Raw genomic sequence first — 16,075 nt, 5'->3', positions numbered from 1 at the left:
CGGGTCTCATCGTTCCGCAGGCCTTAGTAGGCGTCGGCGTCTTTGGTTTGTGCGTCTTCATGCCAGTTGCCCGTAGCCTTGAGAGCGTCGGAAACTTCCTTCGGCATGTAGTTCTCGTCGTGCTTGGCCAGCACTTCGCGGGCGACAAACACGCCCTGGGCGTTGATCGTACCCTCGGTCACCACGCCCTGCCCCTCGCGGAAGAGATCCGGCAGGATCCCTTTGTAGGTCACGGGAATACTGTTGCTCAGATCGGTCACGCGGAAACTCACCGTCACGCCGTCCGCGCCGCGGTCCAGGGATTCTTCCTCGACCAGACCGCCCAGGCGGATGTCCGCCTTGGCACAGGTCGCCTTGTTCTGGATATCGGTCGGGCTGCAGAACAAAACGATGTTGTCGCTGAAGGCCGTGAGGATCAGAGCGGTCGCCGCACCGAGAGTCAGCATCCCGGAGAAGACGATGTACATGCGTCTGCGTTTTCGGGTCATGAGCTTGCCGCGTCCTTAGGGGTATCGATTGCGCCGCCACGGTTTCTGCGGGCCGGGAATTCTCCCTGACGCCGCGCGAGTTCCTGTTCGCGGGCCCGCAGGCGGCGCAGCGTGGACATGACCAGCCAGGCCATGATCACGACTGTCAGTCCATAAGACGGCCAGACATAATCGCCGTAGCTACCCATATCTATAAAGGTCCGGAAAGCGTCCATTGGTTATTTTTGCCACCTCAACAAAAAGCGTCTTTCCCCAAGAGGTTGCACCCTTCTGTGGCGGTGTCCTCCCGATCTCTGGAATGTAGGCATTCCCGGCCTGGAAGTCAGGCTGCAATCCTACCCGTTTACCTCCTGTTTACGCGGCATCTTGACGCAAGCTGTCCAGGGTGCGCAAGCGCGCCCCGATCAAGTCGCTCTTGATGCGCAACAACAGTAAGGTGATGTAAAACAACGTATATCCCAATCCCATCGCAATCAGCGGCCAGAGCATATCCGGATGGATCGTCGGCCCGCCGGCCCGGAAAACGCTGGCCGGCTGATGCAGGGTATTCCACCAGTCGACCGAGAATTTGATGATCGGCACGTTCACGAAGCCGACCAGAGCCAGCACGGCGGCCGCTTTCGCGCCCCGGGCCGGGTTATCGAAGGCGTGGGTCAGCGCCATATGGCCGAGATAAAGGAAGAAGAGGATCAGGACCGAGGTCAGCCGGGCATCCCAGACCCACCAGGTGCCCCACATGGGCTTGCCCCAGAGCGATCCGGTCACCAGCGCCAGGAAGGTGAAGGCCGCGCCGATCGGCGCCGAAGCGCTGGCCGCGAGGTCCGCCAGCGGATGGCGCCAGATCAGGGAGAGGATGCTGGCAATGGCAATGTTGGTATAGACGAACATGGCCATCCAGGCCGCGGGCACATGCACATACATAATGCGCACGCTTTCGCCCTGCTGATAATCCGCCGGCGCGACAAAGAGTCCGAGATAGAGGCCGGATGCCAGGAGGATGACCGTTGCGCCCACACACCAGGGCAATACGGCGTTGGCGAGCCGTAAAAACCTTGCCGGATTGGCGAAATAATCGAATGCCATGGCCTAACAGCCCCCTTACAGCGTCAGCCGCGAACCAACTGCCGCCCTGACTTAACGTGTGACGAACCTAGGCTGAGGACCCCCACACTACGATGATCTTGATCAATTCCGGTCTTGTTTTTTAGGGCAATGCCCCTGGGGGCCAATTTCACGCCCTGCGCCGGATTAAATCCATGATTTTCAACGACACGAGCCTCGTGACGTAATCACTAACCTAATCACTCGTTCGCCTGCCGCAAGGCCGCGGCCCCCGCCAAGGGCGACACAACCAGCGAAATCAGTAAAATTCCCGCGAGCAGCAGCAGGTGCGGGCGGACCGGGAAGCCAAGTAAAGCCGCATCGACCGCCGAAACACCGAAAATCAGGGTGGGAATGTAGAGCGGCAGCACCAGGAGCGGCACCAGCACACCGCCGCGCCGCGCGCCGAGCGTCAGGGCCGCGCCGATCGCGCCGATCAGACTGAGCGTCGGCGTGCCCAGCAGCATGGCGAATGCGAGGGTCGGCAGGGCACTCGCGGGCATGTTGAACAGGACCGCGATCAGCGGGGCCGACGCGATCAGGGGCAGGCCCGTGGTCAGCCAGTGCGCGAAGACCTTGGCCAGAACCGTGAATTCCAGCGGCACCGGGGAGAGGGCCATCAGTTCCAGGCTGCCGTCCTCGTAATCGGCGAGAAACAGACGCTCCAGCGACAGCAGGACCGCGAGCAGGGCGGTGACCCAGATGACTCCCGGAGCGATGGCGGCCAGCTGGTTCGCTTCCGGCCCGACGCCAAAGGGAAAGAGTGCCGCGGTCAGGACGAAGAAGAGCACGATCATGACGGCGTCGGAGCGCTGCCGGAGGGCGAGCTTCAGATCCCGCGCGATGATTCCGCCTGCGCCCGTCACCAGCTGTTCTCCAAAAGCTCCGGATCGATCGCCGGCGGGGCAAAATCCTGCAGCAGCAGCAGATCGGCATCGGCAATGTCCAACGGGGTATGGGTGGCGGCGATAACCATTCCGCCCCCGGCACGATGTTCGGCAATCGCCGCCTCCAGGCGCTTGAGCGAGACATCGTCCAGGCCCACGGAGGGTTCGTCCAGCAACCAGATGCGGGCCGGACTGGTGATCAGCCGCGACAGCGAGAGGCGTCTCGACTGGCCGGAGGAAAGCTGTCGCCCCGGCACGTCACGCAGGGCCGTCAGCGAGAAGGTCTCGAGCGCCTGATCCAGGAGGCCGTCATATCCCTCGGCGGATTTGGGCGGATAAAGCTTCGACCAGAACGCCAGATTCTCGTGAACCGTCAGGACCGGCTTGATCGCGTTGCCGTGGCCGACATAACAGATGTTGTCCTGAAAGGCTTCCGGGTCGTCATTGACGGCCTTACCGTCCCAGTGCAGCTCGCCGCCCACGGGGGCCAGCAGGCCGGCCAGGACACGTAGCAGGCTCGATTTACCGCTGCCGTTGGCCCCGCGCAGGATCAGGGCGCCTCCCGCGGGCAGGGTAAAATCCAGCGCAGCAAAAATGCGCCTTCCTGCACGGCTGCAGGCCAGGTTTCGTGCTTCGAAGGCAGACATATCGGCGGTGTGATTCCGGCTGAATTCAATCGATCTAACTGAGACTTCGGGACCGATATAACAGATCGCCCCACAGCCGCCAATGATTGCCGCGCCAGGGCGAGATCAGATCAAGTTTAGATGGAATCGCCAAGGGCGATCACTCGTGCTTGTGAATCTGATCTAATTGTAAGAGCTAGAACGGATTCACGTGTTTAGACGCGTCAAGCAATTGAGCTGCGGCACTTTGCGCCGGAGACACGAACCGGAGACACGAACCGGATACAGGGAAGGGAGGGTCGGTGTGTGGAACTGACCCCGGAAAGGATGAACGGCCGCCGGGGTCGGGGACCGGCAGCCGTTCTAATCCAGCGTTAAGGGTAACTCACGAGACAAGCTGGCTGTCTCAGTCAGAGAGGGGAAGTTCTCCGTGACTGTTAAGCTAAGTTTCGAATACGTTCGGACTGAGTCGCAATTGTGGCGAAAACAAGATTTCTGGGACGCCTGGATTCCCGTTTGTTTTTTCTCCGCGACAGGCGTTACCCGGCGCCCTCAAAATCGCGCTGGTCGTCGATCACCTTGCCGTCGTTGGGCAGTTCCCCCGGCGCCTGCAGGACGATCTTGCCGCGCAGCTTGCAGAAGGACTGAACCGAGTCGGCGATCGCTCCGGCGAGATTTTCGTCGCGGGTCTCGCTCTCGCAGAGCACGCTCATGACGTCGCTCTCGTCCTCGCGGGTCACCACGATGCGCGCGCGCAGGAGTTCCGGGTGGGCCTTGACCACGCGGTCCAGCTGTTCCGGATGGACGAACATGCCCTTGATCTTGGCGGTCTGGTCCGCCCGTCCCATCCAGCCCTTGATCCGCCCGTTGGTCCGGCCGCAGGGGCTGGCACCGGGCAGGATCGCCGAGAGGTCGCCGGTCGCGAAACGCACCAGGGGATAGTCGGGATTGAAGGTGGTCACCACGACTTCGCCGACCTCGCCTTCGGGAACCGGATCGCCGGTTCCGGGCCGGACGATCTCCAGCAAGACGCTCTCGCTGACCAGCATACCCTCGACCAGAGCACCGTCGTCCGTGCGGCTCTCGTAGGAAATCAGGCCGAGATCCGCGGTGGCGTAGCACTGCTGCACGGCGACGCCGCGCTCGGCATATTCCTGCCGCAGGGAGGGGAAGAGCGCTCCGCCGGACACCAGGGCCCGGGTGATGGAGCTGCAGTCCGCGCCCATCTCCTGTGCCTTATCCAGGATAACCTTCAGGTAGTCCGGGGTGCCGCCGAAGCCGCTCGGGCGCAGATGGGCAATGGTCTCGGCCTGCATCTCCGTGTTGCCGATCCCGGCGGGGATGACCGCGCAGCCCAGGGCCCGTGCGCCGCCGTCGAAGATCCAGCCGCCGGGCGTCAGGTGATAGGCGAAGGAATTGTGAACGACATCACCGGGCCGGAACCCGGCCGCGTGAAAGGCGCGGGCCATTCCCCAGAAGTCGTGCCGCGCGGTCTCGAATTCGTAGATCGGGCCGGGCGATGCGAAGATATGCGCCATGGCGCCGGGACCGACGGCCGGGAAGCCGCCGAAGGGCGGTTTGTCTTTCTGCAGTTCGATCAGCGCGCTTTTTCGGGTGACCGGCAGATGGCTCAATGCTTCCATATCGACGACATCCTGCGCCGCAACATCCGACAGCAGTTCTGCGTAAGCCGCCGACTTTTCCCTCGCCAACCCGATCTGTGCGGGCAGGGTGTTAGAGAGGGCAGCCTGCCGCGCGTCGGCGCTGCGGGTTTCCAGTTCGTCGAAAAAGCTGCCTGACGCGGTCATGCGCTTATCCTTGTTTTGAAAATCTGTTTTTGTTGCTCACCGCCGCCGCGGCGTACGTGAAACGTTCCGTCGAAACCTCGTCAGGCCAGCCAGCGCTTGCGCCGCTTATAGTGCTTCACGTCCCGGAAGGACTTGCGCCCGGCGCTGGAGACGCCGAGATAGAATTCCTTCACGTCTTCGTTGTCGCGCAGGGTGGCGGCTTCGCCGTCCAGAACGACGCGCCCGTTTTCCAGAATATAGCCGTAGTCCGCATAGCGTAGAGCGACGTTGGTATTCTGCTCGGCGAGCAGGAAGGATACACCCTCGGTCTCGTTCAGTTTCTTGACGATTTCGAAGATTTCCTCGACCAGCTGCGGCGCGAGACCCATGGAGGGTTCGTCGAGCAGGATCATCTTGGGCCGGCTCATCAGGGCCCGCCCGATGGCGCACATCTGCTGCTCGCCGCCGGAGGTGTAGCCGGCCAGGCTCAGGCGGCGCTCACGCAGGCGCGGGAAATAGTCGTAGACCATGTCGAGGTCCTGCTGGACCGCGGTGCGCCCGTCCTTGCGGGTGTAGGCACCGGTCAGGAGATTGTCCTCGATGGTCAGATGTTCGAAGCAGTGGCGGCCTTCCATGACCTGGACGACGCCCTGTTTGACCAGATCGTTGGGGGTCAGGCGGTCGACCTGATTGCCCTCGAAGTGGATCGAGCCCTTTGTGACTTCGCCGCGTTCCGCCCGCAGAAGATTGGAGATCGACTTCAAGGTTGTCGATTTGCCCGCGCCGTTCGCGCCGAGCAGGGCCACGATGCCGCCTTCGGGCACCTCAAGCGACACACCCTTGAGCACCAGGATCACATGGTCGTAGATCACTTCGATGTTGTTCACCGTCAGGATCGTTTTGCTGGGTGCTGAGTTCGTTGCGGCGGCGGCTTGGGTCATGGGCTTAAAGCTTCCGGATACTATCGCTCGATTTAGAGGTGGGTGAGGGCGGCCGGTTCAGGCCGCCCCCGTTTCACATTCAGACCATTAACCGGTCATTCCGTGGATTGCTCAGCTGCAGCTGCGCGGGGTGATGCCCTTTTCAGCTGCGTACTGCGCGGCGGCCTCTTCGATCATCGGACGCAGCAGACCCGCGCGGTTGGGCTCGACCCAATCCGAAACAGGTTTCCATTCCGTGCCGTCCCACTGCTGGACAAAGGCGCGGCCCGTGCCCTCATGGTCGGCACAGGTGATCTGAATCGGCTCCATGAACCCGGCCAGGCCCATGTCCTCGAGGCGTGCGTTGTCGATATTCAAGGCTTCGAAACCGTCGCGGACCTGTTCACCCATGAGCGGCTTTTTGCCATGGATTTCCTGGGCCGTGCGGATGGCCTCGACGATGATGGCCGCGTTCATGATGCCGCGGTTGTACAGCACCGTGCCGACTTCTTCTCGCGGGCCAGTGCCGTTCCCGGCGTCATGAACCTTGGTCAGAACGTCCTGGATCGCGGGATAGTCGACGCCGGTGCCATGGAAATTCAGCGACTTGTAGTTATTGGCCTGTGCGCCTGCGGGGGTCACGTCCTGCTCCGAGCCGGACCACCAGATGCCGACGAAACGGTCCATGGGATAGCCGACCGCGGCTGCTTCCTTGATGGCGGTCGAGTTCATGACGCCCCAACCCCACATCATCGTCCAGTCAGGCCGGACCTGACGTCCGATCTGCAGCCAGGTTGCTTTCTGTTCCAGACCAGGGTGGGCGACCGGGAAGAGGCTCAGATCGAAGCCGTGCTTTTTCGACAGGGCTTCCAGGGTGCCGATCGGCTCTTTGCCGTAGGCGGAGTCATGATAGACCAGAGCGATCTTCTTGCCGTTCAGGGCCTCGTAACCGCCTTCTTTTTCGGCGATGTAGTTCACGATGATGTCCGCGCCCGACCAGTAGGTTGCCGGCAGGGTGAAGACATAGGGGAACACGGTTCCGTCGGATCCGGCTGTCCGGCCATAGCCCATGGAAAGCAGCGGAATCTTATCCGCCGTCGCACGCTCGATCAGCGCATAGGTAATGCCGGTCGACAGGGGCGCGATCGCGGCGGCATCAGGGCGTTTCAGGCGCTCGTAACACTCGACGCCGCGGTCGTTGTTGTAGGCGGTGTCGCATTCCTCGTACTCGATCATGACCCCGTTGATGCCACCGGTGGCATTGATCATCTTGTAGTAGTCCTGGAACCCGTTTGCGAAAGGCACGCCGTTGGGGGCGTAGGGTCCGGACCGGTACATGAGACCCGGAATGTACTGTGTGTCCGCTGCGCTGACCGGAACGGCCGTCGCGATTGCGGCGGCCCCCAAGGCCGCCAGTCCTAAAGCTCTAAGATTCATCTTTTTCGTCCTCCCTAGTTTTTATCTTGCCGTACAAGTGTTGTTGGCCCGGGCGGAGACTAAATCCCTGTCATGCCGCCGCGCCGGGCCCGTTACCCCTCTCCGCTCAATGAGGAAATGGCCAGAGCCGGAGTTTTTCTTTCCCGATTTGCCAAAGCCGGGCGAGTCCATGCGGTTCAACGATCAGAAACAGCACGATCAGTGCGCCGAAAATCATGAACTCGATGTGTGATACCAGCGCCGTCGAGATGGTCGGATCGATTGCCAGCATCCCGTTGTTCAGGAGGATGGGCAGCAGCACGATAAAGGCGGCGCCCAGGAACGAACCCAGGATCGAACCGAGGCCGCCGATGATGACCATGAAAAGAACCTGAAAGGATCTGTCGATCTGGAAGGCGAGCGCTTCGACCGAGCCGGTATAGACGAAGGCCCAGAGTGCGCCGGCCACCCCGATGTAGAAGGAACTTACGGCGAAGGCCGAGAGCTTCGCCCACAACGGCCGGATGCCGATGATCTCAGCCGCGATGTCCATATCCCGGATCGCCATCCAGGAGCGTCCGAAACGTCCGCGCACGAGGTTTTTGGCGATCAGCGCCATGAGCGCGACGAAACAGACGAGAAACAGATATTTGGTGACCGCCGACGCGTCGTTGCCGGTCAGGAAGAAACCCGGCACGACTTCGCGCGGGGGCGCGGAAATCACGCCGGACGCACTGTAGTTGGTCCACCAGTCGAATTTGTTGAACATCCAGACCAGGAAGAACTGCGCCGCCAGCGTCGCGACCGCCAGATAGAAGCCCTTGATCCGCAAACTCGGCAATCCGAAGGCCGCGCCGACCAGCGCGGTGCCCAATCCGGACAGCAGGAAAATGATGACCAGGTGCAGTTCCGGAAAGGCGGTGGCAAGCTTGTAGGCGAAGAACGCGCCACAGGCCATGAAGCCGCCGGTCCCCAGCGAGAGCTGACCGCAGTAGCCGGTCAGGATGTTCAACCCGATGGCCGCGAGCGCGAAAATCAGGAAGGGAACGAAGATGGTTTCCAGGAAATACTCGCTGGCGAGGGCCGGTACTCCGAGCACCGCAATGGCGATCAGGATCGCCATCAGGATGCGATCCTGACGGATCGGGAAGATCGCCTGGTCCTTGGCGTAACTGGTCTTGAACTGTCCTGCTTCGCGGTAAAGCATCGATTATATCCGTTCTATGATTTTCTCGCCGAACAGGCCCTGTGGCCGAAACAGCAGGAAGACAAGCGCAAGCATGTAGGCGAACCAGTCCTGGATCGCACCGCCGATAAGGGGACCGAGGAAGACCTCCGCCAGCTGTTCGCTGGAGCCGATAATCAGTCCGCCGACGATGGCGCCCGGGATCGAGGTGAACCCGCCCAGGATCAGGACCGGCAGGGCTTTCAGGGCGATCAGTGCGAGCGAAAACTGCACGCCGGCCTTTGATCCCCACATGATGCCGGCGACCAGGGCCACGACACCTGCGGCGGTCCAGACCACGACCCAGATCGTCTTCAGGGGGATGCCGATGGACATCGCGGCCTGATGATCGTCCGCCACCGCGCGCAGGGCGCGGCCGATCCGCGTGTAGTGGAAGAAGACCGCCAGCGCGATCACCAGGGCGGCCCCGACGAAGGCCGCGACCAGATCGAAGGAATTGATCAGAAGGCCGCCTTCGAACATCCCTTTGCCGACGAACATCGGTGTCTTGGGAATGCCGATGTCGAGCACCTTGATGTCCGACCCCCAGAGGGTCTGGCCGAAGCCGTCCAGAAAGTAAAAGATGCCGATGGTCGACATGAAAAGGATGATGTGGGGCTGATTGACCAGCGGCCGCAAGACGAGACGCTCGATGCCGACGGCGACCAGCGCCATCACGAAGCCGGTGATCACGAAGGCCAGGGTCCAGTGCAGGCCCATCTCGATGAAGCCGACCATGGTCAGCGCGGCGAACAGCACCATCGAGCCCTGGGCGAAATTGAAGATCCCGGAGGCTTTGAAAATCAGGACAAAGCCCAGCGCCACCAGCGAGTACATCACGCCTTGCAGCAGGCCCGCGATCAGGACCTCGGTGAAGTAGGGCCAGGCGAAGAAGAACGAGCTGTTGACGCTCGCCAGTCCCTGAAATGCGAATCCCACGAGCGCGATGACCAGCGGAACCCCGATGGCCCACCCGCCGATATTCTTGATTGCGCTTGCGTTCATGATCTGCCGTTCCCCTCAAAAACACTCGAACCCGTAATCATCCCCTCAGTCTTGCCCCTAGTCATGACTGACCCCCAGATAGGCATCGATGACCTGCTGGTTCGCGCGCACTTCGTCGGGCGTGCCGTCGGCCAGCAGGCGTCCGTAGTCCAGAACCACGACCCGGTCCGAGATATCCATCACCACGCCCATGTCATGCTCGATCAGCGCAATGGTCGTCCCGAACTCGTCGTTGACGTCCAGAATGAAGCGGCACATGTCTTCTTTTTCCTCGACGTTCATGCCCGCCATAGGTTCGTCGAGCAGCAGAAGGTCCGGCTCCATCGCCAGCGCCCGGCCCAGCTCGACCCGCTTCTGCAGACCGTAGGGCAGGCGCCCGACCGGCGTTTTACGGATCGCCTGGATTTCCAGGAAATCGATGATCGCCTCGACCTTCTCGCGGTGTTCCAGCTCTTCTTTCAGGGCTGGGCCCCAATAGAGCGCCTGCCAGAGGAAGTTCCTGCGCATCTTGAGCAGGCGGCCCGTCATGATGTTGTCCAGAGTCGACATGCCCTTGAAGAGCGCGATGTTCTGGAAGGTCCGGGCGATGCCGGTTTTCGCCGCTTCGTGGGGACGCATCTGACTGCGCGTCTGCCCCTTGTAGGTGATGCAGCCGACCTGCGGATGATAGAAGCCGTTGATCACGTTGAGCATTGAGCTCTTGCCGGCGCCGTTGGGGCCGATGATCGCGCGGATCTCGTGCTTACGGATATCGAAGGAGATATTGGTCAGCGCTTTGACGCCGCCGAAGGAGAGGCTGATGTCCTCGACCTTCAGAAGCTCTTCGCTGAAATTACGGCGCGGGGTGGGCGCCGGAGCGTCACTGGCGTCGCTCTGCGCGGGCGGCGCGGGGCGTTCGAGAGTTGCAGCTGTCATCTGGTCAGAAATTCCTCAGCTAGCCTGCTTCAAGAGTTCGGGAGCGTCGAAGGTCTGCGCGTCGAAGACTTGCAGGTTCGCTTTGATCACGCCTTTGCGTCCGTCTTCGAAGGTGACCTCCGTTTCGATCCTGGCGGTCTTGGAGCCGTCGTAGAGCGCATCGACCAGCGGCTTGTAACGCTCGGCGATGAAGCTGCGGCGGACCTTCTGCGTCCGGGTCAGTTCGCCGTCATCGGCATCCAGTTCCTTGTGCAGGATCAGGAAGCGCCTGATCTGCGCGCCGGAGAGGTTCGGATCTTCCGAGAGATCGCGGTTGACCTGTTCCACATGGGCCGTGATGGTCTTGCTCACCTCCGGGTTGGCGGCGAGTTCCTGATAGCTGCCGTAAGCGATGTTGTTGCGCTCCGCCCAGTTGCCGACCGCCGTCAGGTCGATGTTGATAAAGGCGGTGCAGAAATCGCGCTCGTGCCCGTAGGCGACGACTTCCTTGATGTCCGGGAAGAACTTGAGCTTGTTCTCGATGTACTTGGGTGCGAAGAGATCACCGCTGTTCAAGCGGCCGACATCCTTGGCCCGGTCGATGATCTTCAGGTGGCCGTCGTCGTTGAAGAAGCCTGCATCGCCGGTGTGCACCCAGCCGTCGGGTGTCTTGGTCTCCGCCGTCGCCTCTGCGTTCTTGTAATATTCGACGAAGACACCCGGTCCGCGGAACATGACCTCGCCCGAATCTTCGATCTTGATCTCGACGCCGGGGGCCGGTTTGCCGACGGTGTCCGCCTTGATCTCCCCATCCGGCTGGATAGTGATGAAGACCGAAGCCTCGGTGCTGCCGTAAAGCTGTTTCAGGTTGATCCCGAGCGCACGGTAGAAATCGAAAATGTCCGGTCCGATCGCTTCACCGGCGGTATAGGCCAGGCGGATCCGGCTGAAGCCCAACACGTTTTTCAGCGGGCCGTAGATCAGGACGTTGCCCAGGGCGTACAGCAGGCGGTCGCCAAACGAGACCTGCTCGCCGTTGAGGATTGCGATTCCGCAGCGCTTCGCCACAGCCATGAAGTAGTGGAACATCTTGCGCTTCAGGCTGCTGGCGTCCTCCATGCGGATCAGCACGCTGGTCAGAATATTCTCGAAGATCCGCGGCGGCGCGAAAAAGTAACTTGGGCCTAGTTCGCGCAGATCATGCATCACCGTGTCGCCGGACTCGGGGCAGCTCACACAAAAACCCGCTGCGTAGCTCTGTCCGAAGGAGAAGATGTTATCGCCGACCCAGGCCATCGGCAGGTAGGCCAGAACCTCCTCGTCGGCGGTCAGCCCTTCCAGCTCGGCAGAGTTTTTGGCGGTCTGCAGCACGTTATCAAAACTCAGCACCACGCCTTTCGGGCGGCCGGTGGTGCCGGAGGTGTAGAGCATGATGGCGGTGTCGCTTCCGGCGCTTCCGGCGATTTCACCATCGTAGAAATCCGGGTGGGCTGCGGCATAGGCGCGCCCCTGCTCTTGAACCTCTTCGAAGCTGCTGAGGAAGTCCTGAGTGTAGTCCCGCAGGCCGCGCTTGTCGTCGTAGATGATGCGTTCCAGGCGCGGACAGTTCTCCCGGATCTCGATCAGCTTATCGACCTGCTCCTGGTCCTCGACCATGGCGAAGCGGACTTCGGCGTGTTCGATGACGTAGGACATCTCCTCGGCGACGGAATCCTGATAGACCGGCACCGGAACCGCGCCGATCGCCTGCGCCGCGGTCATGGTCCAGTAGAGGCGTGGCCGGTTGTCGCCGACAATGGCGATCTTGTCGCCGCGCTTCAGGCCCATGGCCGCGAATCCGCAGGCCAGCGCCTTGATTTCTTCGGCGACTTCGGCCCAGGTCCAGGCCTGCCAGATGCCGAATTGCTTTTCCCGGATCGAGGGCCGGTCGCCGCGGACGCGGGCGTGCTCCAGCAAAAGTTTCGGAAAAGTGTCCAGAGTCGTGGCGTTAGCGTTCATCGAAGCAGCGTTCATCCAAGCCATCCTGTCAGGAGACCGGACGCGGAAGCCATTGCCGCACGCCGGATGAGTTCGAGGCCCACTTCCTCGTATCGGCGCAGTGTCGTCCCCGCTACGCCGGTCTCCCTAAGTTCGTTTGTAGTCACATGTTTGGTTTGCGACTTTGTCTTATTGCGTAACAGGTAAGTTGATTTGCAGGCGGAGGTCAAGAGCTAGTCGTGCGTGCGCAATTTCTTTGTCCGACTGTATTGCTTTTCACCCTCGGTGGTGTCTTTGGCGGTCACGCAAAAATCCAGCAAACTTAACGCCATAGCGCGTTAGTATTATGATATATAGCGGTAAATATAGTTTCATATGTAACGGCTTGATCGCCGCGCCGTTTCGCAGATTCCGAATCGGACCGGCTTGCGGCACAACCTATCCGACCTTTTATCCGGCCGCCGGATTCGCCGGGACGGGTGCCTTGGATGGCGGGCGATGGCATCGCCGGATTGCGAAAAAAGCGTTTTTCCCTATGCAATCCGCCCGTGATGCGGGCAGTTTGCTCCAGACCTCAATCATTTCGGGAGCCGGCCATGGCCGCGCCGGCATTTCGGGCCGTGGCCGGCCGATAACGGATGCCGATAACGGATGCTGCGGTGCACTTGACCTTCATGGCGCAACTGGCCGTCCTCTCCTGAGCCGATTCAACCAGGAACAGCCTTAAGTCGGCCGATACATATCGCGGACAGGGGGATATCCATATCTTTCCGGTATTTCTTGCGCTGCGGTATTGGTTTCTCCTTCCGGTGCGACTATGTTGAGCGCGGATTTCGGTGGCGGACCGATGCGGGTGCCGAGGTGGCATGTCCCCGCGCAGCATTCCGCCGTTTCGAGTAAGATTAAACCAGCGAACTGAAATGGAGGCTGTTCATGGCCATTGGCAATGACACCCTGAATACGCGCCGTACCCTCACAGCCGGTGGCAAATCATATGATTACTTCAGCCTTGAGGCCGCGTCCGAGGCGATCGGGGATATCTCCAGGCTGCCGTTTTCGCTGAAGGTGCTGCTGGAGAACCTGCTGCGTTTCGAAGACGGTGGCACGGTCTCGGTCGAGGATATCAAGGCGCTGCCGGCCTGGCTGGCCGCGAAACGCTCCGACCGCGAGATCGCTTACCGCCCGGCCCGGGTTCTGATGCAGGACTTCACCGGCGTGCCCGCGGTCGTCGATCTGGCAGCCATGCGCGCCGCGATGACCAAGCTGGGCGGGGATCCGAAGAAAATCAATCCGCTTTCGCCGGTCGATCTGGTGATCGATCACTCGGTCATGGTGGACTCTTTCGGCGGTCCTGACTCCTTCCAGAAAAACGTGGATCTGGAATTCGAGCGCAATGGCGAGCGCTACTCCTTCCTGCGCTGGGGACAGACGGCCTTCGACAACTTCCGCGTCGTGCCGCCGGGAACCGGTATCTGCCACCAGGTGAACCTGGAAAACCTCGCGCAGGTCGTCTGGACCAAGGAAGAGGAAGGCAAGACCATCGCCTATCCCGATACCCTGGTCGGCACGGACAGTCACACCACCATGGTCAACGGCCTGTCGGTTCTGGGTTGGGGCGTGGGCGGTATCGAGGCCGAAGCCGCCATGCTCGGCCAGCCGGTCTCCATGCTGATCCCCGAGGTGGTCGGCATGAAGCTGACCGGCCAGCTCAAGGAAGGCACCACGGCCACCGATCTGGTGCTGACCGTCACGCAGATGCTGCGCGCCAAGGGCGTGGTCGGTAAGTTCGTCGAGTTTTACGGTGCCGGCCTGGATCACCTGACCCTGGCCGATCAGGCCACCATCAGCAACATGGCGCCGGAATACGGCGCGACCTGCGGCTTCTTCCCGATCGACGAGGAAACCATCCGCTATCTGAAGTTCACCGGCCGCGACGAAGGCCGGATTGCCCTGGTGGAAGCCTACGCCAAGGCGCAGGGCATGTGGCGCGACAGCAATACGCCGGATCCGGTCTTCACCGATACGCTGGAACTGGATCTCAGCACGGTCGAGCCGAGCCTCGCCGGACCGAAGCGTCCGCAGGACAGGGTCGCGCTCAGCGCGCTGGGCGCCGAAGCCACTAAGATCGTCAAGTCCGCCGTGGGCGATGACATCTCCAAGGGCACGCCGGTCGCGGGCAAGGACTACAGCCTGAACCACGGCGACGTCATGATCGCCGCGATCACCAGCTGCACCAACACCTCCAACCCCAGCGTTCTCATCGCCGCCGGTTTGGTTGCGAAAAAGGCCCGCGAAAAGGGTCTTTCAGTAAAACCCTGGGTCAAGACTTCGCTGGCACCGGGATCCCAGGTGGTCACCGACTATCTGGAGGCCGCGGGTCTGCAGAGCGAGCTCGATGCACTGGGCTTCGATCTGGTCGGTTACGGCTGCACCACCTGTATCGGGAACTCCGGTCCTCTGGCCGATGAGCATGTGACGGCGATCGAAGAGGGCGACCTTCATGTCGCGGCGGTGCTTTCCGGCAACCGGAACTTCGAGGGCCGGGTCAGCCCGCAAACGCGTCTGAATTACCTGGCCTCGCCGCCGCTGGTGGTGGCCTACGCCCTGGCCGGGAACGTGACCCTGGATCTGCTGAACGATCCGCTGAGCACCGACAGTAACGGTGAACCGGTCTTCCTGAAGGACGTCTGGCCGAGCAACCACGAGGTCGAAGCCCTGATGACATCATCCCTGACGCCGGAGATGTTCCGGGCGCGCTACGACAACGTCTTCGAGGGTCCGGAAGAGTGGAAATCCATCGAGACCGCCGCCGGCATGACCTACGCCTGGGATTCGGGCAGCACCTATGTTCAGTATCCGCCCTTCTTCGAGGACATGGGGCCCGAGCCCGGCGAACTCACTGACTTCGTCGGTGCCCGCCAGCTGGCGATGCTCGCGGATTCGGTGACCACCGATCACATCTCGCCCGCGGGAGCGATCAAGAAGGAGAGCCCGGCGGGGTCCTATCTGCTTGAGCATCAGGTCCGGCCGATCGACTTCAACTCTTACGGCTCGCGCCGCGGCAACCACGAGATCATGATGCGCGGCACCTTCGCCAACATCCGCATCAAGAACGAGCTGGCGCCGGGCACGGAAGGTGGCGTGACCACCCACCAGCCGAGCGGCGAAGTCATGCCGATCTACGATGCCTCCATGAAGTATCAGGCCGAGGGCGTGCCGCTGATCGTGATCGGCGGCAAGGAGTATGGCACCGGTTCCTCCCGTGACTGGGCGGCCAAGGGCACGCGTCTGTTGGGCGTGAAGGCTGTCATCGTGGAGAGCTTCGAGCGGATCCACCGTTCCAACCTGGTCGGCATGGGCGTCCTGCCGCTGCAGTTCAAGGACGGCATGACCCGCGAGACGCTCAAGCTGAACGGCACCGAGACCTTCGACATCGTCGGGGTCGCCGGTGGCATCACGCCGCGCATGGACGTCACCTGCCGGATCCACCGGGCCGACGGCAGCAGCGAAGAAGTCCAGCTGCTCTGCCGCATCGATACGGCGGACGAGGTCGAGTACTACCGCAACGGCGGGATTCTTCACTACGTTCTGCGCAACCTGATGAAGGCGGCGTAGGTCTTCCTTCAGTGTTTGGAAAAAAGGGGCGCCCTTCGGCGCCCCTTTTTTGCTGTTCTGGGCAGGCGAAGCCTTTTCAACTAGAGCGCGTCATATAGTTAGAGCAGATTCACCGGTACGACGGATCGCCGAAG

13 protein-coding genes are annotated in these 16,075 nt (G+C 61.5%); 1 reads left to right on the top strand and 12 read right to left on the bottom strand.

All coding sequences use genetic code 11. The annotated features are described in order from the left end of the window. Positions 1–23: 23 nt before the first annotated feature. The 12 genes from ccmE to FKG95_RS13100 form a co-directional block, all read right to left on the bottom strand. Positions 24–488, bottom strand: coding sequence for a cytochrome c maturation protein CcmE (ccmE, locus tag FKG95_RS13155; RefSeq protein ID WP_142896840.1), 465 nt, complete (start codon positions 486–488; stop codon positions 24–26). Continuing rightward, positions 485–703, bottom strand: coding sequence for a heme exporter protein CcmD (gene ccmD / locus FKG95_RS13150; RefSeq protein ID WP_142896839.1), 219 nt, complete (start codon positions 701–703; stop codon positions 485–487). The genes ccmE and ccmD overlap by 4 nt, the downstream gene beginning before the upstream one ends. 139 nt (positions 704–842) lie before the next feature. Further along, on the bottom strand, positions 843–1,571 hold the full coding sequence (locus tag FKG95_RS13145) for a heme ABC transporter permease (RefSeq protein WP_142896838.1): 729 nt from the start codon (positions 1,569–1,571) through the stop codon (positions 843–845). A gap of 218 nt (positions 1,572–1,789) precedes the next feature. Beyond that, positions 1,790–2,455: a heme exporter protein CcmB gene (gene ccmB / locus FKG95_RS13140; protein WP_142896837.1), complete on the bottom strand. Its 666-nt coding sequence runs from the start codon at positions 2,453–2,455 to the stop codon at positions 1,790–1,792. Further along, positions 2,452–3,123 carry a heme ABC exporter ATP-binding protein CcmA gene (gene ccmA, locus FKG95_RS13135; protein ID WP_142896836.1) on the bottom strand — a complete coding sequence of 224 codons (672 nt, stop codon included), beginning with the start codon at positions 3,121–3,123 and terminating at the stop codon, positions 2,452–2,454. The genes ccmB and ccmA overlap by 4 nt, the downstream gene beginning before the upstream one ends. A 518-nt stretch (positions 3,124–3,641) precedes the next feature. Beyond that, on the bottom strand, positions 3,642–4,910 hold the full coding sequence (locus tag FKG95_RS13130) for a phenylacetate--CoA ligase family protein (RefSeq protein ID WP_142896835.1): 1,269 nt from the start codon (positions 4,908–4,910) through the stop codon (positions 3,642–3,644). 80 nt (positions 4,911–4,990) lie between these two features. After that, entirely contained in the window at positions 4,991–5,830 is an 840-nt protein-coding gene (locus tag FKG95_RS13125) for an ABC transporter ATP-binding protein (protein ID WP_142896834.1), read from the bottom strand. Between the two features lie 111 nt (positions 5,831–5,941). Beyond that, positions 5,942–7,246 (bottom strand): ABC transporter substrate-binding protein, encoded by a 1,305-nt coding sequence (locus FKG95_RS13120; protein ID WP_142896833.1) that lies wholly within the window; start codon positions 7,244–7,246, stop codon positions 5,942–5,944. Positions 7,247–7,352: 106 nt separating this feature from the next. After that, positions 7,353–8,432, bottom strand: coding sequence for a branched-chain amino acid ABC transporter permease (locus FKG95_RS13115; RefSeq protein WP_142896832.1), 1,080 nt, complete (start codon positions 8,430–8,432; stop codon positions 7,353–7,355). A 3-nt stretch (positions 8,433–8,435) separates the two neighbouring features. Beyond that, positions 8,436–9,455: a branched-chain amino acid ABC transporter permease gene (locus FKG95_RS13110; RefSeq protein ID WP_142896831.1), complete on the bottom strand. Its 1,020-nt coding sequence runs from the start codon at positions 9,453–9,455 to the stop codon at positions 8,436–8,438. A 57-nt stretch (positions 9,456–9,512) separates the two neighbouring features. Beyond that, positions 9,513–10,370: an ABC transporter ATP-binding protein gene (locus tag FKG95_RS13105; RefSeq protein WP_142896830.1), complete on the bottom strand. Its 858-nt coding sequence runs from the start codon at positions 10,368–10,370 to the stop codon at positions 9,513–9,515. Between the two features lie 15 nt (positions 10,371–10,385). Next, complete coding sequence (locus FKG95_RS13100) at positions 10,386–12,362, bottom strand: AMP-binding protein (RefSeq protein WP_246116760.1); 1,977 nt, start codon at positions 12,360–12,362, stop codon at positions 10,386–10,388. Between the two features lie 897 nt (positions 12,363–13,259). On the opposite strand from FKG95_RS13100, the gene acnA reads away from it, so the two are divergent. Next, complete coding sequence (acnA, locus tag FKG95_RS13095) at positions 13,260–15,941, top strand: aconitate hydratase AcnA (protein ID WP_142896829.1); 2,682 nt, start codon at positions 13,260–13,262, stop codon at positions 15,939–15,941. The last annotated feature ends 134 nt before the right edge of the window (positions 15,942–16,075 follow it).

The organism is Denitrobaculum tricleocarpae (genome assembly GCF_007004665.1).
Lineage (GTDB): Bacteria > Pseudomonadota > Alphaproteobacteria > Kiloniellales > Kiloniellaceae > Denitrobaculum > Denitrobaculum tricleocarpae.
This window is presented reverse-complemented; position numbering and strand designations above follow the sequence as displayed.

Bases quoted from the DNA above. Each gene is read 5' to 3' on its own strand.
- acnA (WP_142896829.1), top strand. From the start codon at position 13,260: ATGGCCATTGGCAATGACACCCTGAATACGCGCCGTACCCTCACAGCC.
- ccmD (WP_142896839.1), bottom strand. From the start codon at position 703: ATGGACGCTTTCCGGACCTTTATAGATATGGGTAGCTACGGCGATTAT.
- FKG95_RS13125 (WP_142896834.1), bottom strand. From the start codon at position 5,830: ATGACCCAAGCCGCCGCCGCAACGAACTCAGCACCCAGCAAAACGATC.
- FKG95_RS13105 (WP_142896830.1), bottom strand. From the start codon at position 10,370: ATGACAGCTGCAACTCTCGAACGCCCCGCGCCGCCCGCGCAGAGCGAC.
- FKG95_RS13100 (WP_246116760.1), bottom strand. From the start codon at position 12,362: ATGAACGCTGCTTCGATGAACGCTAACGCCACGACTCTGGACACTTTT.
- FKG95_RS13145 (WP_142896838.1), bottom strand. From the start codon at position 1,571: ATGGCATTCGATTATTTCGCCAATCCGGCAAGGTTTTTACGGCTCGCC.
- FKG95_RS13120 (WP_142896833.1), bottom strand. From the start codon at position 7,246: ATGAATCTTAGAGCTTTAGGACTGGCGGCCTTGGGGGCCGCCGCAATC.
- FKG95_RS13130 (WP_142896835.1), bottom strand. From the start codon at position 4,910: ATGACCGCGTCAGGCAGCTTTTTCGACGAACTGGAAACCCGCAGCGCC.
- ccmE (WP_142896840.1), bottom strand. From the start codon at position 488: ATGACCCGAAAACGCAGACGCATGTACATCGTCTTCTCCGGGATGCTG.
- FKG95_RS13110 (WP_142896831.1), bottom strand. From the start codon at position 9,455: ATGAACGCAAGCGCAATCAAGAATATCGGCGGGTGGGCCATCGGGGTT.
- ccmA (WP_142896836.1), bottom strand. From the start codon at position 3,123: ATGTCTGCCTTCGAAGCACGAAACCTGGCCTGCAGCCGTGCAGGAAGG.
- FKG95_RS13115 (WP_142896832.1), bottom strand. From the start codon at position 8,432: ATGCTTTACCGCGAAGCAGGACAGTTCAAGACCAGTTACGCCAAGGAC.